The 26339-nt window shown below is 67.1% G+C and carries 26 protein-coding genes; 8 read left to right on the forward strand and 18 right to left on the reverse strand.

The annotated features are described in order from the left end of the window. Nucleotides 1–38 precede the first annotated feature (38 nt). The 7 genes from AC07OC_RS14835 (at nt 39) to nagZ (ending at nt 5349) form a co-directional block, all read left to right on the forward strand. Entirely contained in the window at nt 39–404 is a 366-nt protein-coding gene (locus AC07OC_RS14835; protein ID WP_218340105.1) for a DUF4845 domain-containing protein, read from the forward strand. Then, nucleotides 404–1087: a ribonuclease III gene (rnc, locus tag AC07OC_RS14840; protein ID WP_218340106.1), complete on the forward strand. Its 684-nt coding sequence runs from the start codon at nt 404–406 to the stop codon at nt 1085–1087. The genes AC07OC_RS14835 and rnc overlap by 1 nt, the downstream gene beginning before the upstream one ends. Further along, complete coding sequence (era, locus tag AC07OC_RS14845; RefSeq protein ID WP_218295590.1) at nt 1084–2088, forward strand: GTPase Era; 1005 nt, start codon at nt 1084–1086, stop codon at nt 2086–2088. The genes rnc and era overlap by 4 nt, the downstream gene beginning before the upstream one ends. A 95-nt stretch (nt 2089–2183) precedes the next feature. Then, a complete protein-coding gene (recO, locus tag AC07OC_RS14850) occupies nt 2184–2948 on the forward strand; it encodes a DNA repair protein RecO (RefSeq protein WP_218340107.1) in 765 nt (254 codons plus the stop codon). Beyond that, complete coding sequence (locus AC07OC_RS14855) at nt 2945–3724, forward strand: pyridoxine 5'-phosphate synthase (protein ID WP_494601610.1); 780 nt, start codon at nt 2945–2947, stop codon at nt 3722–3724. The genes recO and AC07OC_RS14855 overlap by 4 nt, the downstream gene beginning before the upstream one ends. A 66-nt stretch (nt 3725–3790) precedes the next feature. Next, nucleotides 3791–4207, forward strand: a complete 417-nt coding sequence (acpS, locus tag AC07OC_RS14860; RefSeq protein WP_494601612.1) for a holo-ACP synthase — start codon at nt 3791–3793, stop codon at nt 4205–4207. Nucleotides 4208–4257: 50 nt separating this feature from the next. Then, nucleotides 4258–5349 carry a beta-N-acetylhexosaminidase gene (nagZ, locus tag AC07OC_RS14865; protein ID WP_494601614.1) on the forward strand — a complete coding sequence of 364 codons (1092 nt, stop codon included), beginning with the start codon at nt 4258–4260 and terminating at the stop codon, nt 5347–5349. 60 nt (nt 5350–5409) lie between these two features. Here the strand turns inward: nagZ and AC07OC_RS14870 are convergent, their stop codons facing one another. From AC07OC_RS14870 to AC07OC_RS14925, 12 genes are all read right to left on the reverse strand, one after another. Beyond that, nucleotides 5410–6066 carry a mechanosensitive ion channel family protein gene (locus AC07OC_RS14870; protein WP_218295818.1) on the reverse strand — a complete coding sequence of 219 codons (657 nt, stop codon included), beginning with the start codon at nt 6064–6066 and terminating at the stop codon, nt 5410–5412. Nucleotides 6067–6128: 62 nt separating this feature from the next. After that, nucleotides 6129–7154, reverse strand: coding sequence for a GGDEF domain-containing protein (locus AC07OC_RS14875; RefSeq protein WP_369643777.1), 1026 nt, complete (start codon nt 7152–7154; stop codon nt 6129–6131). A gap of 81 nt (nt 7155–7235) precedes the next feature. Beyond that, nucleotides 7236–8780, reverse strand: coding sequence for a lysine--tRNA ligase (lysS, locus tag AC07OC_RS14880; protein WP_218295584.1), 1545 nt, complete (start codon nt 8778–8780; stop codon nt 7236–7238). An 87-nt stretch (nt 8781–8867) separates the two neighbouring features. Further along, nucleotides 8868–9479 (reverse strand): sugar transferase, encoded by a 612-nt coding sequence (locus AC07OC_RS14885; protein WP_218340111.1) that lies wholly within the window; start codon nt 9477–9479, stop codon nt 8868–8870. Between the two features lies 1 nt (nt 9480). After that, the gene (locus AC07OC_RS14890) at nt 9481–10656 is read right to left on the reverse strand and encodes a DegT/DnrJ/EryC1/StrS family aminotransferase (RefSeq protein ID WP_218340112.1); all 1176 of its coding nucleotides are present in this window, start codon (nt 10654–10656) and stop codon (nt 9481–9483) included. A 28-nt stretch (nt 10657–10684) separates the two neighbouring features. Next, on the reverse strand, nt 10685–11383 hold the full coding sequence (locus tag AC07OC_RS14895) for a class I SAM-dependent methyltransferase (protein WP_218340113.1): 699 nt from the start codon (nt 11381–11383) through the stop codon (nt 10685–10687). Continuing rightward, nucleotides 11380–12411, reverse strand: coding sequence for a glycosyltransferase family 2 protein (locus AC07OC_RS14900; protein WP_218340114.1), 1032 nt, complete (start codon nt 12409–12411; stop codon nt 11380–11382). Before AC07OC_RS14900 ends, AC07OC_RS14895 begins: the two co-directional genes overlap by 4 nt. 5 nt (nt 12412–12416) lie before the next feature. After that, complete coding sequence (locus AC07OC_RS14905) at nt 12417–13472, reverse strand: glycosyltransferase (protein WP_218340115.1); 1056 nt, start codon at nt 13470–13472, stop codon at nt 12417–12419. A 1-nt stretch (nt 13473) separates the two neighbouring features. Further along, nucleotides 13474–14052 (reverse strand): acyltransferase, encoded by a 579-nt coding sequence (locus tag AC07OC_RS14910; RefSeq protein ID WP_218340116.1) that lies wholly within the window; start codon nt 14050–14052, stop codon nt 13474–13476. Next, the gene (locus tag AC07OC_RS14915; RefSeq protein ID WP_218340117.1) at nt 14036–15268 is read right to left on the reverse strand and encodes a lipopolysaccharide biosynthesis protein; all 1233 of its coding nucleotides are present in this window, start codon (nt 15266–15268) and stop codon (nt 14036–14038) included. The genes AC07OC_RS14910 and AC07OC_RS14915 overlap by 17 nt, the downstream gene beginning before the upstream one ends. Then, complete coding sequence (locus AC07OC_RS14920) at nt 15265–17175, reverse strand: polysaccharide biosynthesis protein (RefSeq protein ID WP_218340118.1); 1911 nt, start codon at nt 17173–17175, stop codon at nt 15265–15267. Before AC07OC_RS14920 ends, AC07OC_RS14915 begins: the two co-directional genes overlap by 4 nt. A 46-nt stretch (nt 17176–17221) precedes the next feature. After that, nucleotides 17222–17863: an LON peptidase substrate-binding domain-containing protein gene (locus AC07OC_RS14925; RefSeq protein WP_218295575.1), complete on the reverse strand. Its 642-nt coding sequence runs from the start codon at nt 17861–17863 to the stop codon at nt 17222–17224. A gap of 79 nt (nt 17864–17942) precedes the next feature. On the opposite strand from AC07OC_RS14925, the gene AC07OC_RS14930 reads away from it, so the two are divergent. Further along, nucleotides 17943–18491 carry a YggT family protein gene (locus tag AC07OC_RS14930; RefSeq protein ID WP_218295574.1) on the forward strand — a complete coding sequence of 183 codons (549 nt, stop codon included), beginning with the start codon at nt 17943–17945 and terminating at the stop codon, nt 18489–18491. Between the two features lie 239 nt (nt 18492–18730). Here AC07OC_RS14930 and accD read toward each other — a convergent pair whose 3' ends face one another. The 6 genes from accD to AC07OC_RS14960 all read right to left on the reverse strand — a co-directional run bounded on the left by accD (nt 18731) and on the right by AC07OC_RS14960 (nt 26124). Beyond that, nucleotides 18731–19603, reverse strand: a complete 873-nt coding sequence (gene accD, locus AC07OC_RS14935) for an acetyl-CoA carboxylase, carboxyltransferase subunit beta (protein WP_218295573.1) — start codon at nt 19601–19603, stop codon at nt 18731–18733. 176 nt (nt 19604–19779) lie between these two features. Further along, nucleotides 19780–20589, reverse strand: coding sequence for a tryptophan synthase subunit alpha (gene trpA, locus AC07OC_RS14940; protein ID WP_218295572.1), 810 nt, complete (start codon nt 20587–20589; stop codon nt 19780–19782). After that, nucleotides 20586–21863 (reverse strand): tryptophan synthase subunit beta, encoded by a 1278-nt coding sequence (trpB, locus tag AC07OC_RS14945; RefSeq protein WP_218295571.1) that lies wholly within the window; start codon nt 21861–21863, stop codon nt 20586–20588. The genes trpA and trpB overlap by 4 nt, the downstream gene beginning before the upstream one ends. Beyond that, nucleotides 21841–22596 (reverse strand): phosphoribosylanthranilate isomerase, encoded by a 756-nt coding sequence (locus AC07OC_RS14950; RefSeq protein ID WP_218340119.1) that lies wholly within the window; start codon nt 22594–22596, stop codon nt 21841–21843. Before AC07OC_RS14950 ends, trpB begins: the two co-directional genes overlap by 23 nt. Further along, entirely contained in the window at nt 22593–23414 is an 822-nt protein-coding gene (truA, locus tag AC07OC_RS14955; RefSeq protein ID WP_218340120.1) for a tRNA pseudouridine(38-40) synthase TruA, read from the reverse strand. Before truA ends, AC07OC_RS14950 begins: the two co-directional genes overlap by 4 nt. Before the next feature lie 49 nt (nt 23415–23463). Next, the gene (locus AC07OC_RS14960) at nt 23464–26124 is read right to left on the reverse strand and encodes a motility hub landmark protein FimV (RefSeq protein ID WP_218340121.1); all 2661 of its coding nucleotides are present in this window, start codon (nt 26122–26124) and stop codon (nt 23464–23466) included. Nucleotides 26125–26339 lie beyond the last annotated feature (215 nt).

Below are 26339 nucleotides of genomic sequence, written 5' to 3' on the forward strand. Positions count from 1 at the left end.
CCACGGCCGTCAAGGCAAACAAGGAGAGGGAATACATCATGGTGAAAGTCCATCGCGTGGCCAGCCGGTCGCGCCAGCGCGGATTGTCTTTTTTTGGTCTGGTCTTCATTGGTGTCCTCGCTGTGGCTGTTTTCGCCATTGGCGGCCAGTCGGTTCCCATTTTTCTTGAATATGTGGCCATTAAAAAAGCCGTTGAAAAGGCCAAAGTAGAAAGCTCCGTGGCTGGTGTTCGGGCCGCTTTTGACCGCTCAGCGGCAATTGACAACATTGCCTCCATCCAGGGCAAGGACTTGGAGGTGGGCAAGCGTGGCGACAAGGTCGTGGTGTCCTATAAGTACTCCCGCGAAATCGCGCTGGCGGGCCCGGCCTATCTTGTCTACCGCTTTGAAGGACAGACCAACTAGTGCACGCCGGCCTTCAAGCGCTGCAGTCCCGCCTGCAGCATGTTTTTTCCGATCCATCCCTTCTCCAGCGCGCCACCACGCACCGCAGTTTTTCGGCCGATCACAATGAGCGGCTGGAGTTCCTGGGGGACTCCGTGCTGAATCTCGCGGTCGCGAGCCTGCTGTACCAGCGGCTGTCGGCCCTGCCGGAGGGGGATCTGTCCCGTGTCCGTGCCAACCTCGTCAAGCAGGACACCCTGCACCAGCTGGCGCTGGGCCTCAAGATTTCCGAGGTGCTGCGTTTGGGGGAGGGGGAGTCCAAATCCGGCGGCCAGCAGCGGCCGTCCATCCTGGCCGATGCGCTGGAGGCGCTCATCGGCGCGGTGTACCTTGACGCGGGGTATGGCAGCGCGGAGGCGCTGGTGCACCGCCTGTTCCAGGGTGTCGAGATCAACCCGCAGATGCAGGCGGCGTCCAAGGATGCCAAAACCGCGTTGCAGGAGTGGCTCCAGGGCCGCAAAATGAAGTTGCCGCAGTACCGCGTGGTGGCGACGGTCGGGGCGGCGCACCGCCAGACCTTCGATGTCGAATGCGACATTCCCGAGTTGGGCCTGACCGAGCGTGGCATCGGCGGCTCCCGCCGGGCCGGCGAGCAGGCCGCAGCGGTGGCCATGCTGGCCACATTGAAAGCAAAGAATCTATGAATGATGCTACCAAAGATGTAGCTGGTGACGAAGGTGCAGCAAGCGCAGGGGCGCAAAATGACCTGGAGGCCATGCTCGCGGCGGCGGGCGCCCCCGCGGCCGTCCCCGGCCAGCGCTGCGGCGTGATCGCCATCGTGGGCAAGCCCAACGTGGGCAAGTCCACGCTGCTCAATGCGCTGGTGGGGCAGAAGATCAGCATCACCTCGCGCAAGGCGCAGACCACGCGCCACCGCATCACCGGCATCCGCACCCGCGAGCAGACGCAGTTCATTTTCGTGGACACGCCGGGCTTCCAGACGCGCCACGCCACCGCGCTCAATAAGTCCCTGAACAAGACCGTGATGGGGGCGATCGGCGACGTGGACCTGATCCTGTTCGTGGTGGAGGCCGGCAACTTCACGCTGGCCGATGCCAAGGTACTCTCGCTGTTCAAGCCCGGCATTCCCACGCTCCTGGTGGCGAACAAGCTCGACATGGTGCACCGCCGCGCGGAGATCGCGCCCTGGCTCAAGAGCATGCAGGAGCGCCATCCGTTCACCGAATTCGTGCCCATGTCGGCCAAGAACAAGGGCGACATCGAGCGCCTTTTCGGCATCTGCGAAAAATACCTGCCCGAGCAGGGCTGGTGGTACGGCGAGGACGAACTGACCGACCGCAGCGAGAAATTCCTGGCCTCCGAAACCGTGCGCGAAAAGCTGTTCCGCTTCACCGGGGATGAACTGCCCTACACCTCCACCGTCGTCATCGACAAGTTCGAGGAAGAGGCGAGCAAGCAGCACAAGCGACTGGTCAAGATCGCCGCCACCATCGTGGTGGAGCGGGACAACCACAAGATGATGGTCATCGGCGACAAGGGTGAGCGGCTCAAGCGCATCGGCACCGAGGCGCGGCAGGAGTTGGAAAAGCTCATGGATGCCAAGGTGTTCCTGGAGCTGTGGGTCAAGGTCCGCTCCGGCTGGGCTGACGATGAAGCCCGGGTGCGTTCCTTCGGCTACGAGTAAGTGCATGCCATCAGCGCCCGCTGCCCGCCGGGTGGCCGGCGTTGGTTGAGCCGCAGCCACACTCCATCCTCACGCCTATCCCTGCGACCCCCCACGTGGCTGCCGCCAAGCGCATCTCCGATGAACCTGCCTTCGTGCTGCACAGCTACGACTGGAGCGAGTCCAGCCTGATCCTGGAGGTCTTTAGCCGCCACTACGGCCGCGTCGCCCTGGTGGCCAAGGGCGCGAAGAAGCCCAGCTCCAACTTCCGCCCGGTGCTGCTGCCGCTGCAGCCCCTGCTGCTGACCTACACCCTGGCCGGCAATGGCGACGCGGACATCCACGCGCTCAAGGGCGCCGAGTGGGTGGGCGGCCACGTGATGCCCACGGGCGACGCCCTGCTGTCGGGCCTGTACCTCAACGAACTGCTGCTGCGCCTGCTGGCCCGCGCGGACCCGCACGCCGCGCTGTTCGACGCCTACGCGGGCGTGGTGCGGGTGCTGGCCAGCGAGCATGGCGACGCCCTGGAGCCCGTGCTGCGCAGTTTCGAGCTGCTGCTGCTGCGCGAGATCGGCCTGTTGCCGAGCCTCGACGTCCAGACCATGACCCTGGCCCCCCTGCAGGCCGGCACGCGCTACACGCTGGTCCCCGAAGGAGGCCTGCGCGCTGCCTCGGCGGCCGAGCGGGGCGGGCTGCCGGGCAGCCAGTGGCAGGCATTGCAGCGGGCGCTGGACGATGCCGCCAGCTATACCGCCACACTGCGGGCCTGCGTTGCCGTCTCGGCCGAACTCAAGCCCCAGCTGCGTGCCCTGCTGCAATACCATTGCGGCAGCCCGACGCTGCGCACCCGCCAGCTCATGATCGACCTGCAGGCCCTATGAACCAGCCACACCGCCCCTCGCACCCGACCACCGCCCTGTCGGTCAACGTCAACAAGGTCGCCCTGGTGCGCAACACGCGCCACCTGGGCATTCCGAGCGTCACGCGCGCGGCCGAGCTGTGCCTGCGGGCGGGCGCGCAGGGCATCACCGTGCATCCCCGGCCCGACGAGCGGCACATCCGCGGCCAGGACGTGTTCGAGCTGGCGGCCTTGATGAAGGCCTGGCCCGATCGCGAATACAACATCGAGGGCAATCCGTCGCAGAACCTGATGGACTTCATCCGCCAGGTGCGCCCGCACCAGGCGACGTTCGTCCCGGACAGCGAAGACCAGTTCACCAGCGACCACGGCTGGAGCTTTCCGCAAGATGCCGAGCGCCTGCAACCCCTGATCGCCGAATGCAAGGCCCTGGGCGTGCGCGTGAGCCTGTTCATGGACCCGGTGCCCGAGCAGATGGCCGCAGCCAAGGCGGCAGGCGCCGACCGCGTCGAGCTGTACACCGAGCCCTATGCCGCCGCCTGGGGCACGCCCCAGCAGGACGAGCAGCTGGCACGCTACCGCGATGCCGCCCAGGCGGCGCTCGATGCTGGCCTGGGGGTCAACGCAGGCCACGACCTGAACCGCGACAACCTGGCCGCCTTCGTGCGCGACGTGCCCGGCGTGCTGGAAGTCTCCATAGGCCACGCGCTGGTCGCCGACGCGCTGGAGCTGGGCTACGCGGCCACGGTGCAGGCCTACCTGGCGTGCATCCACACGGGTGCGGCTGCGAGCCGTTGATGCTCCTTATTTGATAGCTGGTGGCGATTGACAGGCAAGCGGTAGCCACCTTTTTGACTCACAACCATGATCTACGGCATTGGTACCGACATCTGCGACGTGCGGCGCATCGCCGCCAGCCTGGAGCGCCACGGCGAGCGCTTCGCCCAGAAGGTGCTGGCCGATGGCGAACTGGCGACCTGGCGCGAGCGGAGCAGCCGCTGGCCCGACCGGGGCCTGCGCTACCTGGCCACCCGCTTTTCGGCCAAGGAGGCCTTCAGCAAAGCCATAGGCCTCGGGATGCGCATGCCCATGACCTGGCGCCACTGCGAAGTGGCGAAACTGCCCAGCGGCCAGCCCGTGATCGTGCTGCACGGTGCGCTCAAGGAATGGTTCGAAGCACGGGGCCTGACGGCGCACCTGAGCGTGACCGACGAAACCGACTACGCCGCCAGCTTCTGCGTGGTCGAGAAAATGCAAGATAAATCGGCCCCTACCGCTTGATTGGCAAGCGCTGGCAGCTATTGTTTGTATAGCAAATCATTGTGGAACCCATGACCGAACACGCACCCCTCATCCTCGACGTGGCTGGCAAAGAGCTGACCAGCGCTGACCGCCGCCGCCTCGCGCACCCGCTGACCGGCGGCATCATCCTGTTTGCCCGCAACTGGACCGACCGCACGCAGTTGCTGCAGCTCACCAGCGCCATCAAGGCCGTGCGCGACGACCTGCTGATCTGCGTGGACCACGAAGGCGGCCGCGTGCAGCGCTTTCGCACCGATGGCTTCACGCACCTGCCGCCGATGCGCGCGCTGGGCGACATGTGGATGGACGACGGCAAGGGTGCCAGGGCCGTGCCCGGCAGCGGCGCGCTGCGTGCGACCAATGCGGCCACGGCGGCGGGCTATGTGCTGGGCGCCGAGCTGCGCGCCTGCGGTGTGGACTTCAGCTTCACGCCCGTGCTCGACCTCGATTGGGGTGAAAGCGGTGTGATCGGCGACCGCGCCTTTCACCGCGACCCGCGCGTGGTGGCGCTGCTCGCCAAGAGCCTCATGCATGGTCTGCTGCAGGCCGGCATGGCCAACTGTGGCAAGCACTTCCCCGGGCACGGCTTCGTCAAGGCCGACTCGCACACCGAGGTACCCGTGGACAAGCGCAGCCTCAAGGCCATCCTGGCCGACGACGCCGCCCCGTACCCCTGGCTCAGCAGCACGCTCACCAGCGTGATGCCGGCCCATGTGATCTACCCCAAGGTCGACAGCCGCCCCGCGGGTTTCTCGCAGCGCTGGCTGCAGGACATCCTGCGCCGCCAGATGCGCTTTGATGGCGCGATCTTCAGCGACGACCTCAGCATGGAAGGCGCACGCCGCCTGGACGGCCAGGTGGTCGGCTACACCGATGCGGCCGTGGCGGCGCTCCAGGCCGGCTGCGACCTCGTGCTGCTGTGCAACCAGAGCGTGGGCGATGGCCGCGCGGTGGATGAACTCATCGCCGGCCTGGACCAGGCCCGCGCCCAGGGCCGCTGGCAGCCGAGCGTGGACAGCGAGTCCCGCCGCCTGGCGCTGCTGCCCGAAACCTTGCCCCAGGCGTGGGACGAGCTGATGTACCAGCCCGCCTACCTGCAGGCGCTCGACCTGCTGCCCTGACGCAGAGCAACCGCTTTCGCGCGGCCCGGCGCAGGGCCGTGCCGCGCCCGGTTGGTTGCGCTATGGCGTGTTGAAAGGCCCGGGCGTGACCGGTGGCGGGGCCGCCGGCGCACTTTCCGCGGCATGCGCAGCGCTGGCGGGGGGCGCGGGCGGCGGTGGCACCCCCTGGAATCTGCGCACCACCCGCTGAAACACCAACGCATTCGGAATCTGCAGCCAGGCCACCTGCCCCGCTGCTGCGCCATGGTCCTCCAGCGTGGTGTACAGCAGGTTGATGTCCACCACCCGGCCCTTGGCGCCCGGTTTCTCCGCGGTGTCCAGCACCTCGATGTAGTCGCCGATGCGAAAGGGCCGTACCGTGAAGATGAGCAGCGCGCAGAACAGGTTGGAGAGCACGCTCCACGCGGCAAAGAACGCCACGGCGCCCACCGTGGCGAAGCCCGTGAATGCCGTCCAGAGCACGGTGGCGGACACTCCCATGCGCTCGAGCACCAGCAGCAGGGCGCCCGCCACGATGAACCAGCGGATGAGCCCGTTCATGGGCACGACCAGCTCGTCGGGCACCTGGTAGTGCGCACTGGCGCGGCGCACGATGCGGCGCAGCATGCGCTGCAGCAGCCAGGCGACAAACAGGATCAGCAGGATCTGCGTGCCGGGGATGATGACCTCCAGCCAGTCCTGCACCCAGTCGGGCAGGCGGGCCTTCAGGATTTGCATGCGCGAAACGGCGGTGCGCGCGCTGCGCTCGGTGGCGTCGAACGAGAAGGCGGAAAAGAAACTCAATTGCGCAATTGCTCCACGGTGTCCATCTGCATTTCAAAGCTGAAGAAGCGGTTGCGGCCCTGGGCCTTGGCGGCATACAGGGCCTGGTCGGCCCGCATGATCATGCTTTCGGCATTGGTGCTGTCGTCGGGCACGCAGGTGGTGATGCCACCCGACAGTGTCAGGATGCTGCCCAGTGGCGAATCCGCATGCGGTATGGCGCGGACCTTGAGCAGCTGCGCCAATGCCCTTGCAAAGGTCATCGCGCCCGAGCGCGGCGTGTTCGGCAGGATGAGTGCGAATTCCTCGCCGCCATAGCGCGAAGCCACATCCCGGGGGCGCACGCAGACCTCGCGCAGCAGGCGGCCCACCTCTTTCAGGCAGGCATCGCCCTGCACATGCCCGCTGGCATCGTTGAAGAGCTTGAAGTGGTCCAGGTCGCACAGCATCAGCGTGAGCGGCGTGGCATCGCGGCGTGCGGCCAGGATCTCGTTGTGCAGGATGCGGTCGAAGCCGCGGCGGTTGACCAGGCCGGTGAGTGCGTCGACCTCGACCATTTCGTTGAGGCGCTGGTTGGCCAGGTGCAGCTCGGCCGACACCGACACGAGCCTGCGGCGCATGTCCAGCAGCCGCCGCATGGCCCGCAGCTTGGCCATCAGCACGATGGGCCTCACGGGCTTGACCAGGTAGTCATCGCCCCCCACTTCGATGCCGCGCCAGACGTCGAGCTCGTTGTCCAGGCCCGACAGGAAGATGATGGGCGTCCAGTCGCCGGCCTCGCTCTCGCGCATCTGCTGCGCCACCCAGTAGCCATCCTTGCCGGGCAGCTTGATGTCCAGCAGCACCAGGTCGGGCCGGTGGGCCTTGAACAGGTGCAGTGCCGCACTGCCCTCCGGGGCCTCGAAGATGGCGGACACGCCCGCGCGCCGCAGTTCGGCCACCAGCGCGGCCCGCACGGAGCCCTGGTCCTCGACCACCAGCACCGAAAAGCCTGCGCCCGCGGGCAGTGGCGCGTTGGCCGGATAAGGGGCGGTGCTGGAGATGAATGGCACGGTGGCTCCTGGTGTGTCCTGTGAAACGGCGCGATCAGGCGGACGTGGCGGCCGGGCGCTGCGGATGCGGTCTCAGGACTCCCGGCGCAGCGCTGGGAAAAGAATCACGTCGCGGATGCTGGGGCTGTCGGTCAGCAGCATCATGAGGCGGTCGATGCCGATGCCGCAACCCCCCGTGGGGGGCATGCCGTATTCCAGCGCCCGCACGAAGTCATGGTCGTAGAACATGGCCTCGTCGTCGCCGCTGTCCTTGGCGGCCACCTGGGCATGGAAGCGCGCGGCCTGGTCTTCGGCATCGTTCAGCTCGCTGAAGCCGTTGCCGAACTCGCGGCCCGTGATGTACAGCTCGAAACGCTCGGTGACCTCGGGGCGGGCATCGTTGGCGCGTGCCAGTGGCGAGATCTCGGTCGGGTGCTCCATGATGAACGTCGGCTGCCAGAGCTTGTCTTCCACCGTTTCTTCGAAATACAGCACCTGCAGGCTGGCCAGCGTGCGTGCCGAGAGCTTGTCCTTCTCCTCGGTCATGCCCAGCTTCTTGAGCGCGCTGACCAGCCACGCGGCATCGTCCACATGGGCGCCGGCTTCGGTGTACTGGAAGATCGCTTCGCGGATGGTCAGGCGCGCGAACGGCTGCGTCAGGTCCACGGCGCGGCCCTGGTAGGTCATTTGCAGCGAGCCCGTGGCCTTGAGCGCCACTTCGCGGATCAGCGTCTCGGTGAAGTCCATCAGGTCCAGGTAGTTCCAGTACGCCGCGTAGAACTCCATCATGGTGAACTCGGGGTTGTGGCGCACCGAGATGCCCTCGTTGCGGTAGCTGCGGTTGATCTCGAACACCCGCTCGAAACCGCCCACGATCAGGCGCTTCAGGTACAGCTCGGGCGCGATGCGCAGGTACATCTCCTGCTCCAGCGCGTTGTGGTGCGTGACGAACGGCTTGGCATTGGCGCCGCCCGGGATGGGGTGCAGCATGGGCGTTTCGACTTCAAGGAAGCCGTGGCCCACCATGAACTCGCGCAGGCCGCTCACCGCCTTGCTGCGCGCCATGAAGCGCTTGCGGGCCTGCTCGTCGGTGATCAGGTCCACATAGCGCTGGCGGTACTTCTGCTCCTGGTCGGCCATGCCGTGGAACTTGTCGGGCAGGGGGCGCAGGCTCTTGGTCAAGAGGCGCAGGCCGGTCACCTTGACCGACAGCTCGCCCGTCTTGGTCTTCATGAGCGTGCCTTCGGCGCCCACGATGTCGCCCAGGTCCCAGTGCTTGAAGGCGGCATACAGCTCTTCGCCCACGGCGTCGCGGGTCACGTAAAGCTGGATGCGCCCGCCCACGTCGCCCAGCGAACCATCCTGCACCGTGGCAAAACTGGCCTTGCCCATGACGCGCTTGAGCATCATGCGGCCGGCCACCGAGACGTTCACCGGCGTGGCTTCCAGGGCCTCGTTCGTGGCAGCGCTGTGCTCCAGGTGCAACTGGGCGGCCTTGTGGCCGGGCTTGAAGTTGTTTGGGAAGGCAACGCCACCGCCGTTGGCCTGGGCCTCGCGCAGAGCGCGGAGCTTTTCGCGGCGCTCGGCGATGAGCTGGTTTTCGTCCTGGGGAGCGGGGGCGTGGTTTTGGTCTGACATAGGTGCCGTCGGTGCGGGGGCGTGAAATTTTGGGGCTGGGTTCAGCCAAACCCCTGATTTTATCGGCTACGGGGTGCCGACTGGTCCTTATCCCCTGGACGGACGGTCGCTCCACAGCGCGGATGCCGTTCCGGCGATGATCTTCAGGTCGGTCCAGAGCGTGTGCGAGCGGGCGTAGTCGGCGGCGTAGCGGAGCTTGATGGGCAGGATCTGCTCCACGTAAGTGCGCTCCGGATCGCCGCTCTGGCCCAGCAAGGTGCTTTCGTCGCGGAATTCGATGGAGGCGCGGTCTGTGATGCCCGGCCGCACGCTGAGCACCAGTTCCCGCACGGAATCCGGGTAGAGCGCGACATAGTGCGGCACCTCAGGCCGGGGGCCGACGAGGCTCATGTGGCCCAGCAGCACGTTGAAAAGCTGGGGCAATTCATCGATCTTGGTGCGCCGCAGCCAGTGGCCGGCCCGGGTAATGCGGGCATCGGCCCCTACGGTAATCGCCGGGCCCAAGGCTTCGGCGCGCGGGTGCATGGTGCGGAACTTGTAGATGCGGAACAACCTGCCTGCGCGGCCCACGCGCTGCTGGCGAAAGAATGCTGGACCGGGCGAATCCCGCACCACCCACAGTGCCACGGCCAGCAGCACGGGGGCGAGCAGCAGCAAGCCGAGGGCAGCAAAGAAAAGGTCGAACAGCCGCTTGGGCATGTCAGCGCAGCACCTCGTGCAGCGCTGCAATCACGCGGTCCTGGTCGCTGTCACTCATGGCGGTGAACAAGGGGATGCTGATCATGGCCTGGTAGGCTGCATCGGCCTGGGGGAACATGGCGGGCGTCAATTGGTACCGGTCGCGCCAGTACGGGTGCCGGTGCAGCGGCACATAGTGCACGCTGGTGCCGATGCCCCTGTCCGACAGTGCCTGGATGACCTCGTCACGCCCCAGTGGCGCGTCCGCCCGCAGCCGGATGACATAGAGGTGCCACGCATGGGTGTCGCCTGGTGGCGCAGTGGCTGGCAAGGTCAGGGGCAGGGGCGCCAGCTGTTCGTGGTAGCGGATTGCCAGGTCTTGCCGTCGCTGCACGAATTGCGGCAGCCGCGCCAGTTGCTCCACGCCCATGGCGGCTGCAACGTCCGTCATGTTGTACTTGAATCCCGGAGCCACCACCTCGTAGTACCAGGCGGGCGTCTTGGACGTGAAGCGGTCGAAGGCATCCCGGTTCATGCCGTGCAGGCGCATCACGCGCATGCGCTTGGCGAGCTCCGGGTCGCGCGTCATCGCCATGCCGCCTTCTCCGGTGGTGATGGTCTTGTTGGCGTAGAAGCTGAACACCGTGACATCGGACTGCAGTTGTCCCACCAGGGTGCCGCGCCAGGTGGTGGGCAAGGCATGGGCTGCGTCTTCCACCACCTTGAGCTGGTGTTCTTTGGCGATGGACAGGATGGCGTCCATGTCGCAGGCCAGGCCCCCGTAGTGCACGGGCATGATGGCTTTTGTTCGGGGCGTGATGGCGGCGCGCACCTTGGCCGGGTCGATGTTGAGGGTCACCGGGTCCACATCCACCAGTACCGGTTCGGCGCCCAGGTAGCGCACCACCTCCACGGTGGCGGTGAAGGTCAGTGTGGGCGCGATCACCTCGTCGCCGGGGCCGATGCCCAGGGCTTCCAGCGCAAGGTGCAGACCCGCCGTGGCGGAGTTGACGGCAAGGCTCTGGAGCCCGCCGCCCCCCAGGAAGGCGGCGAATGCCTGCTCGAACTCCTTGGTCTTGGGCCCGGTCGTGACCCACCCCGAAAGCAGGGCTGCGCTGACGGCATCGATTTCCGCAGCACCGATATCGGGGCGGGCGAACGGCAGGAAGGGCAGGTCAGGGGAAGAAGGGTGGGGCATGGAGGGCGTCCAGACGGGCAGGCGGTGCTCAGCGGGGCTTCACGGCCCAGGTCAGGCGGTGGGTGCGCAGGAACCAGAGCAAGGTGGATGCGGGAGGAATCATCGGTGGGGGCAGGCACCGCGCGAGCGGGGGCGCCAGGGTAAGGCGGCACGAGTGTATCTGCGCGGCGGGAAACAGCGTTTTCAATTCGCGCAGGGGCATGCCTCGCACATCGGCATTGGCAGGGTTGTTGACGACAAAGTCATAGACCAGCACTCCGCCGCCGGGCGCGACCCATTGCCAGATCGCCTGGGCCAGATGGCGGCGATAGCCCTCGTCGAGCAAAGAGCTGAAGAGCGTGAAGGCGAGCACGGCATCCTGGCTGGCAGGCTGCACCGGGGCCAAGACGGCATCTCCTTCCACAATGGCCGCGTCCGCTGGCAGCGAGGCGCGCGCTGCGGCGGCTCGTTCGGGAAGAAGCTCCAGGCCCGTCAGGCAGGCGGGGGTGGCACCCAGCCGCACCAGGTCGTGCAGATTGCCCCCGCTTCCGCAGCCAACCTCTAGCATGGGCCGCTGGGCCAGGCTGCTCCAGCCGTGGGCCCGCCAGATGCGTGCCATGGCGCGCAGGCGCTCCTGCTGCGCCTGCAGCGCCGCCGCATTGGCATACAGGCTGTAGCGGGCTTCATCGGCCGCTGGGTCGCGCCGTGCGTAGCGGGCCTTGACGGCCTGGGGTTCGTTGTCGGTCATCGCGTGATGCGTGCAAAGTCGGAGGAAGGCGCGCGCGAGCGTGCAACGTCCCACAGCCCTCGCCAGGTGCCCAGGCCGTAGCCCACATGAAACGCCGCAATCGTCGCCGGGAGGCGGGGCAGCAGCCCCCAGTTGCGGGCCGATCGGGCTGCCGCCACCGATGCCGCCAGAAGATAGGTTGCGTAGGCGAGGCCCAGCGCGGCCCCGGGCCAGGCGGACCAGGGCAACACCACGGCGCTGGCCACCGCGCTGGCCACAAATGCTGCAGGCACCAGCTGCCGCACGGAGCCTGGCTGCCCATGTTTGCGCATCACAAAAGGCCGCCAGTAGCCGTACTGCCGTTGTTGCGCGAACAGGTGCCGCAGCGAATTGCGCGGGTGGTAGGTGGAATGGATGAGCCGACTCTGCCAGATGCGTGCCCCCCCCAGGCGCATGCGCAGGTTGTGCTCGTCGTCCTGGTTGCGCACCAAGGCTTCGTCAAACAGTCCGAACCGGTCAAACACGCTGCGGGGCCAGCATCCCAGGTAGACGGTGTCCACCTCGCCTTCGTACTGGTCATCGCGCGAGCGCGCTCCTCCCACCACCCAGCGGCACTGAAAGGCGGCGGCGATGGCGGCCCCGGTGGGGCCCGTTCCTTGGGCGACCCACGGGCCGCCCACGTTGTCAGCGCGGGTGCGTTCGAGCGCCTCGATGCACTGCGCAAGGTAGTCGGGGGCAAACTGGCTGTGCACGTCCATGCGGGCAATGGTGCCGCCCCGCGCGCGGGCAATGCAGGCGTTGAGACCGGTGGAGACAATGCGGCCGGGGTTGTCCACCAGAACGAGCCGTGGGTCCGCAGCACAGCGCTGCAGGAGGTGATCGCGCGTGCCGTCATCGCTGTCGCCGTCTGCAATCAGCACTTCCATGCGCCAGCCCGCCGGCAGTTGCTGGCGGAGGGCCGAGTCGCAGAAAGCGTCGATGTACTGGCGCTCATTGCGGCACGGCACGATGACGCTGAGCAATGTGTCCAATTCAGGGCCTTTGGGCATGGAGTTCAAGGTGTACGGAGCAACTGCTGGTACAGCGCGTGCATGCGGTTCATCTGTACCGCGCGGTCGCCGTCCTGGGCGATGCGGGTGGCATTGTGCAGGCCGGCTTGTTCCGCCAGGGTGTCGTTGGCGATCAGGGCTTCCAGCCGGGCGGCGAGCGCTGTGGCGTTCCCCGCCTCAACCAGCCACTGCGGGTCGATCCAGTGCCGGTTGGCCTGCAGTTCGCTGGCGACCACCGCGAGGCCACACGCCATGCTCTCCAGCATGGCGACGGATGTTGCGTCGCTGCTGGGCACCGAGACAGATATCTTGCCTTCGCCCAGTACCCGGGTCATGCCCGCATCATCGAGTCGGCCGTGGAACTGCACCTTGTTGTCCAGCTGCGCCTTGTGCACCTGGCTGCGCAGGGCGCTTTCCATGCTGCCTCCTCCGAGCAGGTGCAAGCGCAGGTCGGCCGAGGGCAACCGCGCCTGCAGAAGAGCGAATGCCTCGATGATGGTGTCGATGTTGTAGTTGGGTTCCCAGGCGCGCAGGCTCACCAGCTGGCTGCCTTGCTTGTGGCTCCAGGGAACGGGGTGGAAGCGCTGCAGTTCCACCCCCCAGTGGATTTCCTCGGTGGTGCAGCGGGGTTGGAATTGGGCCACTGCGCTCATCAGGCTGGCGGAGTCGCCGGTGATGAGGTCGGCCTGGCGCAGTATCCAGCCGGTCAGCCAGCGCATCCAGGCGCTCTTGCCGGGGGTCACCAACAGGTCGCTTCCCCAGGCGGTCATCACCAGCGGATGTTTGCCGCAACGTGCGGCCAGATAGCCGTAGGAGGTGACGTAATGGGCATGCAGGAGGTCGGGGGCCAGTTCGGCCACGTGGCGCCTGGTTTCCCGGACACGGAACAGCCAGTCGAGCGAGCGGTGCACGGGCCGGATGGCCCGCACGGTGACGCCATCGATGGACGCGGGGCGTGCCGTGATCAGCGAAACGCGGTAGCCACGCTGGAGCATTTCCCGCGCCCACCGCTGAACATGGGGGCTGGTGGCATCACCCAGGAGGCACAGGTGTGTTGCCATGTCAGATCGTCCGCGTCCAGGATTCGTAGTGCGGGCGCAGTTCTGGATGCTGCGAAAGCAGGCGCTCATCCTGTTCGCGCACGTCGCCGATCTGGCGCGCCGGGACCCCCGCAACAATGGCGAAGTCGGGCACCTCGCCGCGCACCTGCGAGTAGGCACACACCACCACCCCCTTGCCGATGCGCGTGCCGGCTTCGATCAGGCTGTGGGGGCCGATGAAAGTGTAGGCGCCGATCTCGATGGGCGCGCTGATGTAGCCAGGCTTGGAGCCCTCGTGGACTGCGTAGCCGCTGCCCAGGAGGCGAATGGCGCGGTGGGAGCTGTGCGTCACGATGCTGACGAAGTTGGTGATCTGGACCCCTTGCCCAATCTGCAGGCCCGCTGTGGCGTCGATGAAATTGAATTGGCCGATGAACACGTGGTCTGCCAGCCGCAGTGCATGCTCCCCCTCGATGCAGGTGCTGGGGGCGATGCGGGTGTTTGGCAGAGGCTGGCCGAGGTGGTTGCTTTCCCCGAAGACGATGCGATGGAGCAGCGCATGCCAGAGGCGGCGGCGCCATCGGTTAAACACGGCTCTCATGGGGCACCTCCCTCCAGTTCGCCAACACCCAGAAATAATAGGCAAAGTAGGCCAGCATGCTCGCTGACACGCCCCATCCGGCACCTTGCAGGCCGCCCAGGTACAGGCCCAGCAGCAGTCCGGCGAAGAAAAGGCATTGTCCGATCAATGCCAGGCGCAGCGCCCAGGCCTGTGCATTCCAGGCCATGGTGACCACGGCGAGGGGTGACGCCACGAAGTGCAGGGCGATGTACGGGGCGATGGCCCGTGCAAGTTCCCCCGTCTGGGCCCATCTTGCCCCAAAGGCCAGGGCGAAAATATCCGGCCCCCAGAGGAGAAGGATCGCCGCGAGCGGGCAGGCCAGGGCAGCGAGCCCCAGCATGGCCCGGCGCACCAGCGCCCGGGCGTCGCCAGGGCTCTCTGCCTTCAAAAGGCGCGGGTACAGGGTTTGCGACAGCGCACCCCCGACGAGGGTTGCCGGGGCCTTGAGATAGCGCAGTGCCAGGGCCCAGAACCCCGCTGAGGCGTCCCCTGTCCACGCCGCCACCAGCACCAGCGTGAGCGTATCCTGCAGCGCACCCATGAACGCGTGTGGCGTGTTGAGCAGCGGGAAGTCCTTGTGCTGCAGGGCCATGGACCGCAGCCTGGCAAGGGGCTGGCGCCACATGGCCGTCCAGCCCCCGGCTGGCGCCGGCCGGGCCAGCATCCAAGCCCCTCCCAGGCTGGCCAGCGTGGCCCCGAGCACCAGGCCCAGGGGGCCGGCCTTCAGCAGGCCGAGCACGAGCTGCAGGATGGCGCCCCCACCTTGCTGCAGCAGCCTTGCCGCCGACAGCAGTCCAAAACGCTGCGACCGGGTGGCCCACATGGTGAGCCATTGCATGGCGCCGCCCGCCAGCACCGCGAAGGGCAGTGCCCAGGCCATCGGCATGGGTTGCCAGAGCATGAGCACGGCAGCAGTTGCGGCGGAAGCCGCCGTCACCGCGAGCAGCACGCGCGCGCACAAAGCCATGAGTTCGGCAGCCCGTGGCTCCGTGGATTCCAGGGGGAGTGCGAATTCGTAGCGCGCGCAGCCGACCACCGCCATGTTGGTGGCCAACGCCCACAGCAGCGCGAACTGCCCGAAGGCCTCCGGGCTGTACAGGCGCGTGAGCGCCGGGCCCAGCACGAGTGGAATGGCGTGGGCCGCAACGCTGCCCGTGAGCAGGGTCAGCGTTGCCCGCAGGAGTCCCGGCTTCATGGCAGTGCTTGTGTTTCAGGACGGTAGCCCGGCACCAGCTGGCCCAGCAGGGCCGTCATGGCGGCCCGATCGCCATCGCGCGCGGCCTGCTGCAGTGACTGCAGCAGGGCCTGCAGTTCGGCCCAGGGGCGAAACTCCTCGCGGGCCCGCAGTATGCGGGGGTGGACGGTGGGCAGCGGGTTGTCTCCAATCAGCAGCTCTTCGAAGAGTTTCTCGCCGGGGCGCAATCCCGTGAAGACGATTTCGATGTCGCCCTCGGGGTGCTGGTCGTCGCGCACTGTCAGGCCCGACAGGGCCACCATGCGTTGCGCGAGGTCCAGGATCTGTAGCGGCTCGCCCATGTCCAGCAGGAATACGTCGCCCCCGTCCGCCATCGTCCCCGCCTGCAGCACGAGCTGGGCCGCTTCGGCGATGGTCATGAAATAGCGCGTGACATCGGGATGCGTCACCGTGAGGGGGCCGCCGGCCGCGATCTGCTGGCGGAACAGCGGTATCACGCTGCCGCTGGAGCCCAGCACATTGCCAAAGCGCACCATGGACAGGCGTGTCGGGCATCTCCAGCCCGGTGGGCTTTCGGCCGAGAGCCCGAAAGGCATGCGCTGGGACGCCGCGACGGCTTGCAGCACCATTTCTGCCACACGCTTGGTGGCGCCCATGATGTTGGTGGGGCGAACAGCCTTGTCTGTGGAAATCAGGACGAAGTGGCGAGCGCCATGCTTCAGCGCGACCTGCACCATATTGAGCGTGCCGAACACGTTGTTCAGGATGCCTTCGCCCGGATTGGCTTCCACCATGGGCACGTGCTTGTAGGCGGCTGCGTGGTAGATGGAGGTGGGGCTGTACTGCTGGCAGATGTCGTCCATGCGCTGCTTCTGGTTGACGCTGGCGAGCAGGGGTACCAGGGCGCACTGGTGCGCGCCCTGGTGGGCGAGCGCCTGCAGCTCGTGGTGAATGGAATACAGCGCATATTCGCTGTGATCCACGAGCAGCAGCTGGCGGGGGCCCTCGCGCACGATCTGCCGGCACAGTTCGCTGCCGATGCTGCCGCCGGCGCCGGTGACCATCACCACGGCGCTCTCGAGATCGCGCCCCAGCAAGCCAGGGTCCGGGGCCACCGGTTCGCGGCCCAGCAGGTCCTCGATCTCGAGGTCCTGGAAGTCGGTGACCGTGACCCGGCCGCTGGCGAGGTCCGACAGGCCGGGCAGGGTGCGTATCCGAACGGGCAATTGGCGCAGGCTTTCGATGATCTGCCGGCGCCGCAGGCGCGTGGTGCTGGGCAGTGCCAGCAGCACATCGGTGATCGCGAGCCGGCGCGCCACCTCGGGCAGTGCAGTGGGGGAATGCACCCGCACTCCGTTGATGCTGCGTCCGACCTTGCTCGGATCGTCATCGACAAAGCCCTTGAGCACGTACTGGCGCATGGCGCCCAGTCCCGCTGCGGTCTGGGCGCCAGCGCTGCCGGCTCCGTAGATCAGCAGGCGGTAGGGGGCATGGCTGCTGTGGCCGGCCAGCGCCAGCCACCCCAGTGCGCGGCTGGAGCCCACCAGGAGCATGAACAGCAGGGGCTGCAGAACGCCGACGCTGCGTGGCACGCCTTCCCATTGCGCTGCCAGGAGGCAGCCCAGCAGGAGTGCTCCATAGATGGCCACCGCCTTGCCGGTGGTGATGAGTGCCGTGATTCCTGTATAGCGGAATATCGCGCGGTACAGCCCCAGTTTGGCGAAAATGGGAAACGCCAGGGCCGGGGCCAGTGCATACGCGAGCCACTGCATGCCTTCGGGCCAGTGCGGTGTCTCCAGCCTCAGCGTGAAGGCGAGCCACATGGCGACGAGGCCCAGGCAAACGTCCATCGCCACCACCACAACGCGCTTGGCTGCGCGCGACCAGCCCAGGATGCGGTTCAGCATGGGCGTTCAAAGGGGAGGCTGGGTGGGATGGCGGCGGGTTTGCGGCTCATTGTGTTGGCGCAATCCCCGTACGCTCGAGCACGTCCCCGACCAGCTCCAGCCGCACCAGCGGGTTGTCCAGTTCCATCAGGCGCTGCTTGAGTTCCAGGGGCACGGGCAGCAGTTCGCACCAGCGATTGGCCACCCATCCGCAGTCGTCCAGCTGCGCAGCCGTCGGGATGATCGCGGTCGGGGTGTCCGGGTCACGCTGGTGCAGGGTGTGGAGCACCTGCGCGAGCGCCGTCGCGGCCTTCTTGAGATCCTCTGGCACCGCGACGGTCAGGTCCTGGTCGATATGCCCCACATCGGCGATCCACAGGCCATGGGGCAGGTGGCTGCGCTGGGTGATGCGAAAGCGCTGGCCGCCCCGGCACAGCAGGGTGATCAGGCCGGGCTGCGGCGTGTCGATCTGCTCGATGACCGCCAGGGTGCCCACGTCGTTGAATTGCTCTTCGGGCGCGCCGGCCTGGCGCACTTCGCGGCCTTGCGTGAGGGCCACCACGCCAAAAGGCGCACCGGCCTGATGGCATTTGCGCACCATGTCCAGGTAGCGCACCTCGAACACGCGCAGGGCCAGCACACCGCCCGGGAACAGCACGGAACCCAGGGGGAAAAGGGGCAAGGATGACAGGGTGAGGGGTTGTGTCATGAATGGGGGAATGCCTTGGCCCGCTATCATCCCATGGCGCAGCCTGCTTTCGCAGCGGCCCCTTGCTTTTGTCTCATCCATGCTCTACCAGATCGCCTCATTCCTGCTCGACGTTGTTGGTGGCCTGCTCACGGGGGCCTGCCTGCTGCGCCTGTATATGCAATGGCAGCGCATCCCGTTTTCCAACCCTGTCGGCGGGCTGGTTTTTGCACTGACGGACTGGCTGGTCATGCCGCTGCGCAAGGTGATTCGGCCCGTGGGGCGCTGGGATGTGTCAAGCCTCGTCGCGGCCGCGCTGTTGCAACTGCTGCAGTATTTCCTGCTCACGCTCCTGCTGGGCGCGGCGTCCGCATGGGCGTGGCTGCCGTGGCTTGCCTTGTTCGGGCTGGCGCGTGTGGCGGTGTCGGGGCTGATCGGCCTCCTGATCGTCCATGCCGTGATGTCCTGGGTGCAGGCACGGTCGCAACTCTCGGACGTGATCGCCCGGCTGTGCGAGCCGGTGTTGCGGCCATTTCGCCGCATCATCCCGCTGGTCGGAGGGATCGATCTGTCGCCCCTGGCCGTGCTGGTGCTGCTGCAGGTGGCCATGATCGTGCTGGGCCATCTGCAGGCCAGCGTGATGAGGTAACCCCCCTGAGTCGCCTTCGGCGCCTTCCCGCTCAAGGGGATGAGGGGGACGCGGGCCTCGCTGCGGAGCAGCCCTTCCTTGCCCTCTCTGGCAGGCACCGCGCGGTATCAACGGCTGCGTGCTGTCCGGTGGGTGATCAAATATGCCTCTGGCGCTTATCTGGTAAGCGCTGACAGCTATCAAAAAAGAAGCGATCCTCTCGTGAGGTACCTTTGCGGACCCGCTGTCCCGCGGATGACTTACATCACTGCGTCAGCGGGCAAACGCTGCAGCATGGCCAGGCTGCTGGCCACGGTGTTGCGCAGCTCGCGGCGGTCGCAGATGAAGTCCACGGCGCCCTTGGTCTGCAGGAATTCGGCGCGCTGGAAGCCTTCTGGCAGCGTCACGCGCACGGTGGATTCGATCACGCGCGGGCCGGCAAAGCCGATCAGGGCCTTGGGCTCGGCGATCACGATGTCGCCCACGAAGGCAAAGCCCGCGCTCACGCCGCCCATGGTCGGATCGGTCAGCACGCTGATGTAGGGCAGGCCCTTCTTGGCCAGGCGGGTCAGGGCGGCATTGGTCTTGGCCATCTGCATCAGCGACAGCAGGCCTTCCTGCATGCGCGCACCGCCGGTGGCGGTGAAGCAGATGAAAGGCACTTTCTGCTCGATGGCGGTTTCCACGCCCCGCACGAAGCGCTCGCCCACCACGGAGCCCATGGAGCCGCCCATGAAGTCGAACTCGAAGCACGCGGCCACCACGTTGATGCTCTTGACCGCGCCGCCCATGACGATGAGGGCGTCGGTCTCGCCGGTGTTCTCCAGGGCTTCCTTCAGGCGCTCGGGGTATTTGCGGCTGTCCTTGAACTTGAGGGCGTCCACGGGCAGCACTTCCTGGCCGATTTCGTAGCGGCCTTCGGCATCCAGGAAGGCATTGAGCCGCGCGCGGGCGCCGATGCGGTGGTGGTGGCTGCAGTGGGGGCAGACGTTCTGGTTGTGCTCCAGATCGGCCTTGTAAAGCACCGTCTCGCAGCTCGGGCACTTGATCCACAGGCCTTCAGGCACCTGGCGGCGCTCGGTGGGGTCCGTTTGCTGGATCTTGGAGGGCAGAAGTTTTTCGAGCCAGGACATGGTTTTCCTCTGTATGAATGGGCCAGCAGCGGCGGCACGGCCTTGAAACTGGCGCGGCCCAAAGGCCACGGCTCCCGCGCAAGGGCCGCCCCGCCGCGCTGGGAGCGTCCCCCTTCCCGCGCGAAGCGCGAGAGAAGGGGGAAACGGCAAAGCCGCTCAGGGAGATGCTCTTTATTCTACGCGTCCAAAGCCTTGCGGATGCCGCGCAGGAAGTCGATGGTCAGGGGCACCACCTTGGCGTGTTCCTGGTCCTCGATGAGCTGGATGATGCGGCTGCCGATGACCACGGCATCCGCCACCTTGCCGATCGCCTGGGCCGTGGCCGCATCGCGGATGCCGAAGCCCACGCCCACGGGGATGGTCACATGCTGGCGGATGCGGGGCAGCATCTGCTCCACGGCCGAGGTGTCGAGCGCGCCCGAACCGGTCACGCCCTTGAGCGATACGTAGTACACATAGCCGCTGGCCACGCGCGCCACCTGGGCCATGCGTTCATCCGTGCTGGTGGGGGCCAGCAGGAAGATCAGGTCCATGCCGTGCGCGCGCAGGCTGGCCGCGAAGGCCTCGCATTCCTCGGGCGGGTAGTCCACGATGAGCACGCCATCGACACCGGCCTCGGCGCTGTCGCGCACAAAGGCGCCTGCGCCGTGGATCTGGTCATAGCGCTCCACCGGGTTCGCGTAGCCCATCAGCACCACGGGCGTGGTGCTGTTGCGCTTGCGGAACTCGCGCACGTGGTCCAGCACCTGCACCATGCCCACACCCAGGCCCAGCGCCTTTTCGCCCGCCTTCTGGATGACGGGGCCGTCGGCCATGGGGTCGGAGAAGGGCACGCCCAGTTCGATCACGTCGGCACCGGCCTCCACCATGCCGTGCATGAGGGCGGGCGTGATGTCGGCAAACGGAAAACCGGCGGTGACATAGGGAATCAGCGCCTTGCGGCCCTGGGCTTTCAGCTGTTCGAAAGTGGTGTCTATGCGGCTCATGGCTTGGCGTCTCCTGGGGCGCCCTTGACGGTCAGGCCGCGCATGGAGGGGCGGTCGTAGAAATCTTCTCCTGACAGGTCGGCCACGGTGCCGATGTCCTTGTCGCCCCGGCCCGAGAGGTTGACCAGGATGGACTGGTCCGGCCGCATCGTGGGTGCAAGCTTGAGGGCATAGGCGAAGGCGTGGCTCGATTCCAGCGCCGGGATGATGCCTTCGGTGCGGCACAGGTGGTGGAAGGCGGACAGCGCTTCCTGGTCGGTGATGCCCACGTACTCGGCGCGTCCGATCTCCTGCAGCCATGCGTGCTCGGGACCTACGCCGGGGTAGTCCAGGCCCGCGCTGATGCTGTGCGTCTCGGTGATCTGGCCGTTGGCATCCTGCAGGATGAAGGTGCGGTTGCCGTGCAGCACGCCACTGGAGCCACGCTGCAGCGATGCCGAGTGCTTGCCGCTGTCCAGACCTTCGCCGGCGGCCTCCACGCCGATCAGGCGCGTCTTCTCGAACGGGATGTACGGATGGAAGATGCCCATGGCATTGCTGCCGCCGCCCACGCAGGCGATCACGGCATCGGGCTGCTCGGCGGCGATCTTCTGCGCGGCGAGCATGGGGGGCATCTGTTCGATGGCTTCCTTGCCGATCACGCTCTGGAAATCGCGCACCATCATCGGGTAGGGGTGCGGGCCCGCCACCGTGCCGATGATGTAGAACGTGTTGTCCACATTGGCCACCCAGTCGCGCATGGCCTCGTTGAGCGCGTCCTTCAGGGTCTTGCTGCCCGACTCGACAGGCACGACGGTGGCGCCCAGCAGTTTCATGCGAAAGACGTTCGGGCTCTGGCGCTTCACGTCCTCGCTGCCCATGTAGACCACGCATTCCAGGCCGTAGCGCGCGCAGATCGTGGCCGTGGCCACGCCGTGCTGGCCGGCGCCCGTCTCGGCAATGATGCGGGGCTTGCCCATGCGCTTGGCGAGCATGGCCTGGCCGATCACGTTGTTGATCTTGTGGGCGCCGGTGTGGTTGAGGTCTTCGCGCTTGAGGTAGATCTGCGCGCCGCCCGTTTCGCGGCTGGTGCGCGCGGCGTGGTACACGGGCGATGGGCGGCCCACGAAGTGCTTGAGCTCGTAGTGGAATTCTGCGAGGAACTCCGGGTCGTTCTGGTAGCGGGCATACGCCTCGCGCAGTTCCTGGATGGCGTGGGTCAGTGTCTCGCTGACGAAACTGCCGCCGTAGGAGCCGAAATGGCCTGAAGCATCAGGTTGCTGATAGGAATTCATGAGGGTTCTTTGCAAGTTGGGCATCGGCCGCGCGCACGGCGGCGATGAACCGATGGATTTTTCCGGCGTCCTTGATGCCCTTCAGGGGCTTGCCATCGGGGCTGTTCGGATCTACGGCCTCGACGCCGGAGCTGACATCAACCGCCAGCGTCTTGCAACGCGGGCGGACTTGCAAAATGCCATCGGTCACGTTTGCAGGCGTGAGTCCACCAGACAAAACGAGGTGAGAGCTGACGCTTGGTGGAAGGAGTGACCAATTGAATGCCTTGCCGCCGCCGCCGTACCCCTCGACATGGGCGTCGAGCAGGATGGCCTGGGCGTGGGAGTAATCGTGCGCGTATTTTACGAGGTCGAACCGTGCCGCACCGTCGCCAAGGGGAATGCGCGCGGCCCGCAGGTAAGGCCGTGCCCCCTGGCCGGTGGCGGCCAGGCAATCCTCGGGCGTCTCGTCACCATGAAATTGTATGGTGGCGCCCGCTATCAAAGCGCTGGCAGCTATCACTTTGGGAGCGGTTTCATTCACGAAGAGCAAAACCGGCGTGACAAAAGGGGGCAGGCGCCAGGCCAGCTGTGCCGCGCGTTCGGGTGTCACGGCCCGTGGGCTGGGGGCGTAGAGCACGAATCCGACGGCATCCGCGCCAGCCGCCACGGCCGCGTCGACGTCTTCTTCGCGGGTCAGGCCACAGATCTTGATGCGGGTGCGGGCCGGGGAGGGGACTTCTTTGGCTTTCATGGCAGCCAATCATACGCAGCCGTGCGCTGGGGCAGGCCCCACGAGGCGTCGTAGACAGGGCCTTGAAAATACAGTCCATCCGGAGAGAACGTGGGTGCCGCGGCGTCGCGCGATCTTGCCGCGAGTACCTGCGCTACCCACTGCGGAGGGTATTTGCCTTGGCCCACGGCCACCAGGCAGCCCATGATGTTGCGGATCATGTGGTGCAGGAACGCGTTGGCCTCGAACTCGAAGCGCCAGTAGCAGGAACTCCAGCCCAGTTCCGGGTGCGGGGCGTTGAGGCCCCGGCGCGAGATATCGATGCGCTGCAGGGTCTTGACGGGCGACTTGGCCTGGCACGCGGATGCACGAAACGAGGTGAAGTCATGTTCGCCCAGCAGGTGGTCTGCGGCCTGGCGCATCGCATCGTGATGGAGCGGGTGGAATACCCATCCCACGCGCCCCGAGTCCACGCTGGGCCGCACGGGTGATTGCAGCAGCACATACGCATAGCGCCGCGCGACGGCGCTGGCCCGGGCGTGAAAACTGTCCGGCACGGGCTGCGCCCATTGCACGGCAATGTCGGCAGGGAGGAAGGTATTGGTGCCGCGCACCCACGAAGCGCAGGGGCGGTTCAGTGGCGTGTCGAAGTGCACCACCTGCATCAGTCCATGGACGCCGGCATCCGTTCTGCCGGCGCACAGCGTGCTGACGGGGTGCGTGGCAAAGCGGCCCAGGGCCGCTTCGAGCTTGTCTTGAATGGTGTCGCCGGACAGCTGGCTTTGCCAGCCGCTGTAGGCCTGGCCGTTGTAGCTGACACCCAGCGCCACCCGGGTCATGGGGTGGCGGCCTGGGGGCGGGCGGGGGCGGCCTGCGGGGCGGGCCGCATCAACCCAGTTCGGCCAGCATGCGCTGGGCGCGGGTCTTGAGGGCGCCGCTGGACTCGGCAACCACTTCTTCGATCAGCGTGCGTGCACCATCCGTATCACCGATGGCATTGAACTCTTCGGCCAGCGCGAGCTTGGTGGCCAGTGGGTCGTCCTGCGCCGCCGCCGAGCCGTCGTCGCTCAATTCAGGGGTCGGCAGAGGGGCCTTGGCTGCGGGGGCCGCCATGGGCTTGGAGGGGGCGTTCAGGTCCAGCGACAGGTCGCCGAGGTCAAACTCCATCGGGCCGGAGTCCTGGGCATCCGCGGTGAGCGGCATGGGGCCCGAGGGTGCCATGCTCAGGTCGTCCGCCGAAGGAAAGTCCAGATTGGCCACGGGCGGAGGCGCCATCGTGCCCGAGGCTGGTGCCACTTCTGGCGCATTCCAGGCGGGAGCGGTCGCCGACGGCAACTCCGGCAGGTCCAGTTCAGGGCGCAGTGTCTGCGGCTCGTCGGCCGGGTCCGCTGCGCGGCGGGCACCGCCCGATGCCGCGGCCGCGGCTGCCGCTGCGGCAAATCCGCCGGGAGGTGCCGGGGCCACCGCTGGCGCATCGGTCAGCGCGTCGTCGGGCAGGTCCAGATCCAGGTCGAGGTCCAGGTCGGGGGGCAACGCAGCCGTCGCCGCCGCGCCGCCCACGCCCGTGAACGTGCTCGGGAATCCGCCTGGGGGCAGCGATGGCGACTCGTCCTCGGCCATGCCTGGGCGGCCGCCAGGCTGGTAAAGGCGGTTTTCGGGATCCAGATCGCGGCCAAGCTCGGCAATGCGGTTCCAGTCCGGGCCTTCGCCCTGGGTCAGCTTGAACACGTCCCCTGCCACCGCCTCCAGGGCCTTGCGGTCCTGGCGCTTGGCGTAGATCTCACCGAGCTTCACATGCACCGACACGCGGGCAGGGTTGTGGCGGATCGCCTCCTTGAGGATTTCCTCGGCCTGCAGGTCACGGCCATAGGCCAGGTACACGTCGGCTTCGGCCACAGGGTCCACGTCGCCGCCGGCATCGAGCTGGCTGGGTGAGTAGGCCATGGACGAGCCCGTGGTCATCTCGCTGTTGGCGGTATCGACGCGCTGCCCGCCGCTGGCGCCGAAGAACGAATCCGGCTGGATGCGGCTTTCCAGGAAGGAGCTGTCGACGCCCGCATTCTGGCGGCGGCGCTGAACCACGCGGTAGGCGCCATAGCCCAGCAGCAAGGCCAGGAGCCCGCCACCGGCGAGCGGCAGCAGCGGGTCGTCCATGAGGCCGGACAGGAAACCCGGCTCTTCAACTGGTGCGGGAGCCGGTGCGGGAACGCGGACTGGCTTCGCTGGCGCCGATGCGGCCGGAGCGGGTGCGGAGGCAGGCTCGGACGCGGCTTCCGCCGGCACGGCTGCATCTGCCGGCGCGCTGGCTGCGGGAGCAGGGGCTGGTGCCGGGGTTTCCGGCACGGCAGGGGCCGTGGGTGTGGCAGGAACGGCGGGTGCCTGCACTGCCACCGCGGCAGGAGCGCTGGCGGCGCCGGCGGGCGCCGGTGCGGCGCTGCCCGCAGCGGCCGACGCGGCGCCCAGCTTGTTGAGGTCCGTGATGTTCTTGGACAGCTCGGCCATGCGCGTGGCGGCCTCTCCGGCTTGCTTGTCCTTGGCGAGCTGGTCCTCGGCCGCCTTCTGGCCCTTGACGGAACCTTTGGACAGCGTGAGCTTGTCGGGCGCGGCCGTGGCAGGTTTCTTGTCCTCCACACGGGCCTGCACCGCGCCGGAGGCCGAGCGTTCTGCGGCGGCGACCGCGGCGGTGGGGGCGGCACCCGCCAGCTTGCGGCGGAATTCGTTGAAGTCCCGGGCCTGCGCGGCAAGGATCTGGCGCGCCTCGGGTGCCGGCGTGGACTGCGCCGCAGCCTGGTCGGGCATCTGCAGGACCGCGCCAGCCTTCAGGCGGTTGACATTGCCCTGGATGAAGGCATCGGGGTTCGCTCGCATCATGGCGACCAGCATCTGGTCGAGGGACACGTCGGCGGGGCGGTGGGTATTCGCAATGCGGCCCGCCGTGTCGCCTGCCTGCACCCTGACTCCATCGGCGGGGGCGGGGCGGGCGGCCACGGCTGGCGGACGCGGCGTCGGCGGTGCGGCAGGGGCCGCCGCTGCGGGAGATTCGCTGGCCCGCGGGGCGACCGGCGCGCGCACGGCAGGAGCCTGCTGGGTGGCCGGCGCAGGCAGCTGCGGAGAGGCCGTCACCGCTGGCGCGGGACGACGCAGCGTGGGCGGGTCGAACAGCATGGTGTAGCTGCGCACGATGCGGCCCGAGCCCCAGTTGGCGTCCAGCACCAGGTCGAGGAAGGGTTCGTTCACGGGCCGGCTGCTCGTCAGGCGCAGCACGGCCGTGCCATCCGGGCGGCGCTGCAGCTGGATCTGCAGATTGTTGATGGTGGGCGTGTATTCCATGCCCTGGGCGCGGAACACGTCCGGGGAGGCCGTGGTGGCCCGCAAGCTGTCCGCTTCGGCGGGAGTGATCTGGGGCAGGTCGATTTCAGCGCGCAGGGGCTCGCCCAGGGCAGACTGCACGGTGATGCGGCCCAGCGCCAGGGCCGAGGCGTCGCCCGCGTACAAGCCGGCCGACACTACGGCTGCCGCCGCCAGGGCAGAGAATTTCCAACGATGCATGTTTGCCAACAACTGAGTAGGTTTTTGTGCGGCTCGGTCGAGCGGTGCTTTTTTTCTCATGGTCTGGTCCCGCCCCGGCGCGTGAAAATATGTAAAAAGCACCATAGCATCAATGTTTTGCACTGACAAGCTGAGGTGGCGCCGAAGCTTTGAGAGGGGTCCTGGCGCCCCAACTTGGGGCGCCAAGATGTTGCCAATTGCCAACGTGGCGTAAC

The sequence above is a fragment of the Acidovorax sp. GW821-FHT10E04 genome (assembly GCF_059415185.1).

Excerpts from the sequence above, each read along its gene's own strand:
- AC07OC_RS14835 (WP_218340105.1), top strand. The coding sequence starts at position 39 with ATGGTGAAAGTCCATCGCGTGGCCAGCCGGTCGCGCCAGCGCGGATTG.
- era (WP_218295590.1), top strand. The coding sequence starts at position 1,084 with ATGAATGATGCTACCAAAGATGTAGCTGGTGACGAAGGTGCAGCAAGC.
- AC07OC_RS14855 (WP_494601610.1), top strand. The coding sequence starts at position 2,945 with ATGAACCAGCCACACCGCCCCTCGCACCCGACCACCGCCCTGTCGGTC.
- acpS (WP_494601612.1), top strand. The coding sequence starts at position 3,791 with ATGATCTACGGCATTGGTACCGACATCTGCGACGTGCGGCGCATCGCC.
- nagZ (WP_494601614.1), top strand. The coding sequence starts at position 4,258 with ATGACCGAACACGCACCCCTCATCCTCGACGTGGCTGGCAAAGAGCTG.
- AC07OC_RS14870 (WP_218295818.1), bottom strand. The coding sequence starts at position 6,066 with ATGCAAATCCTGAAGGCCCGCCTGCCCGACTGGGTGCAGGACTGGCTG.
- lysS (WP_218295584.1), bottom strand. The coding sequence starts at position 8,780 with ATGTCAGACCAAAACCACGCCCCCGCTCCCCAGGACGAAAACCAGCTC.
- AC07OC_RS14885 (WP_218340111.1), bottom strand. The coding sequence starts at position 9,479 with ATGCCCAAGCGGCTGTTCGACCTTTTCTTTGCTGCCCTCGGCTTGCTG.
- AC07OC_RS14890 (WP_218340112.1), bottom strand. The coding sequence starts at position 10,656 with ATGCCCCACCCTTCTTCCCCTGACCTGCCCTTCCTGCCGTTCGCCCGC.
- AC07OC_RS14895 (WP_218340113.1), bottom strand. The coding sequence starts at position 11,383 with ATGACCGACAACGAACCCCAGGCCGTCAAGGCCCGCTACGCACGGCGC.
- AC07OC_RS14900 (WP_218340114.1), bottom strand. The coding sequence starts at position 12,411 with ATGCCCAAAGGCCCTGAATTGGACACATTGCTCAGCGTCATCGTGCCG.
- AC07OC_RS14905 (WP_218340115.1), bottom strand. The coding sequence starts at position 13,472 with ATGGCAACACACCTGTGCCTCCTGGGTGATGCCACCAGCCCCCATGTT.
- AC07OC_RS14910 (WP_218340116.1), bottom strand. The coding sequence starts at position 14,052 with ATGAGAGCCGTGTTTAACCGATGGCGCCGCCGCCTCTGGCATGCGCTG.
- AC07OC_RS14915 (WP_218340117.1), bottom strand. The coding sequence starts at position 15,268 with ATGAAGCCGGGACTCCTGCGGGCAACGCTGACCCTGCTCACGGGCAGC.
- AC07OC_RS14920 (WP_218340118.1), bottom strand. The coding sequence starts at position 17,175 with ATGCTGAACCGCATCCTGGGCTGGTCGCGCGCAGCCAAGCGCGTTGTG.
- AC07OC_RS14925 (WP_218295575.1), bottom strand. The coding sequence starts at position 17,863 with ATGACACAACCCCTCACCCTGTCATCCTTGCCCCTTTTCCCCCTGGGT.
- AC07OC_RS14930 (WP_218295574.1), top strand. The coding sequence starts at position 17,943 with ATGCTCTACCAGATCGCCTCATTCCTGCTCGACGTTGTTGGTGGCCTG.
- accD (WP_218295573.1), bottom strand. The coding sequence starts at position 19,603 with ATGTCCTGGCTCGAAAAACTTCTGCCCTCCAAGATCCAGCAAACGGAC.
- trpA (WP_218295572.1), bottom strand. The coding sequence starts at position 20,589 with ATGAGCCGCATAGACACCACTTTCGAACAGCTGAAAGCCCAGGGCCGC.
- trpB (WP_218295571.1), bottom strand. The coding sequence starts at position 21,863 with ATGAATTCCTATCAGCAACCTGATGCTTCAGGCCATTTCGGCTCCTAC.
- AC07OC_RS14950 (WP_218340119.1), bottom strand. The coding sequence starts at position 22,596 with ATGAAAGCCAAAGAAGTCCCCTCCCCGGCCCGCACCCGCATCAAGATC.
- truA (WP_218340120.1), bottom strand. The coding sequence starts at position 23,414 with ATGACCCGGGTGGCGCTGGGTGTCAGCTACAACGGCCAGGCCTACAGC.
- AC07OC_RS14960 (WP_218340121.1), bottom strand. The coding sequence starts at position 26,124 with ATGCATCGTTGGAAATTCTCTGCCCTGGCGGCGGCAGCCGTAGTGTCG.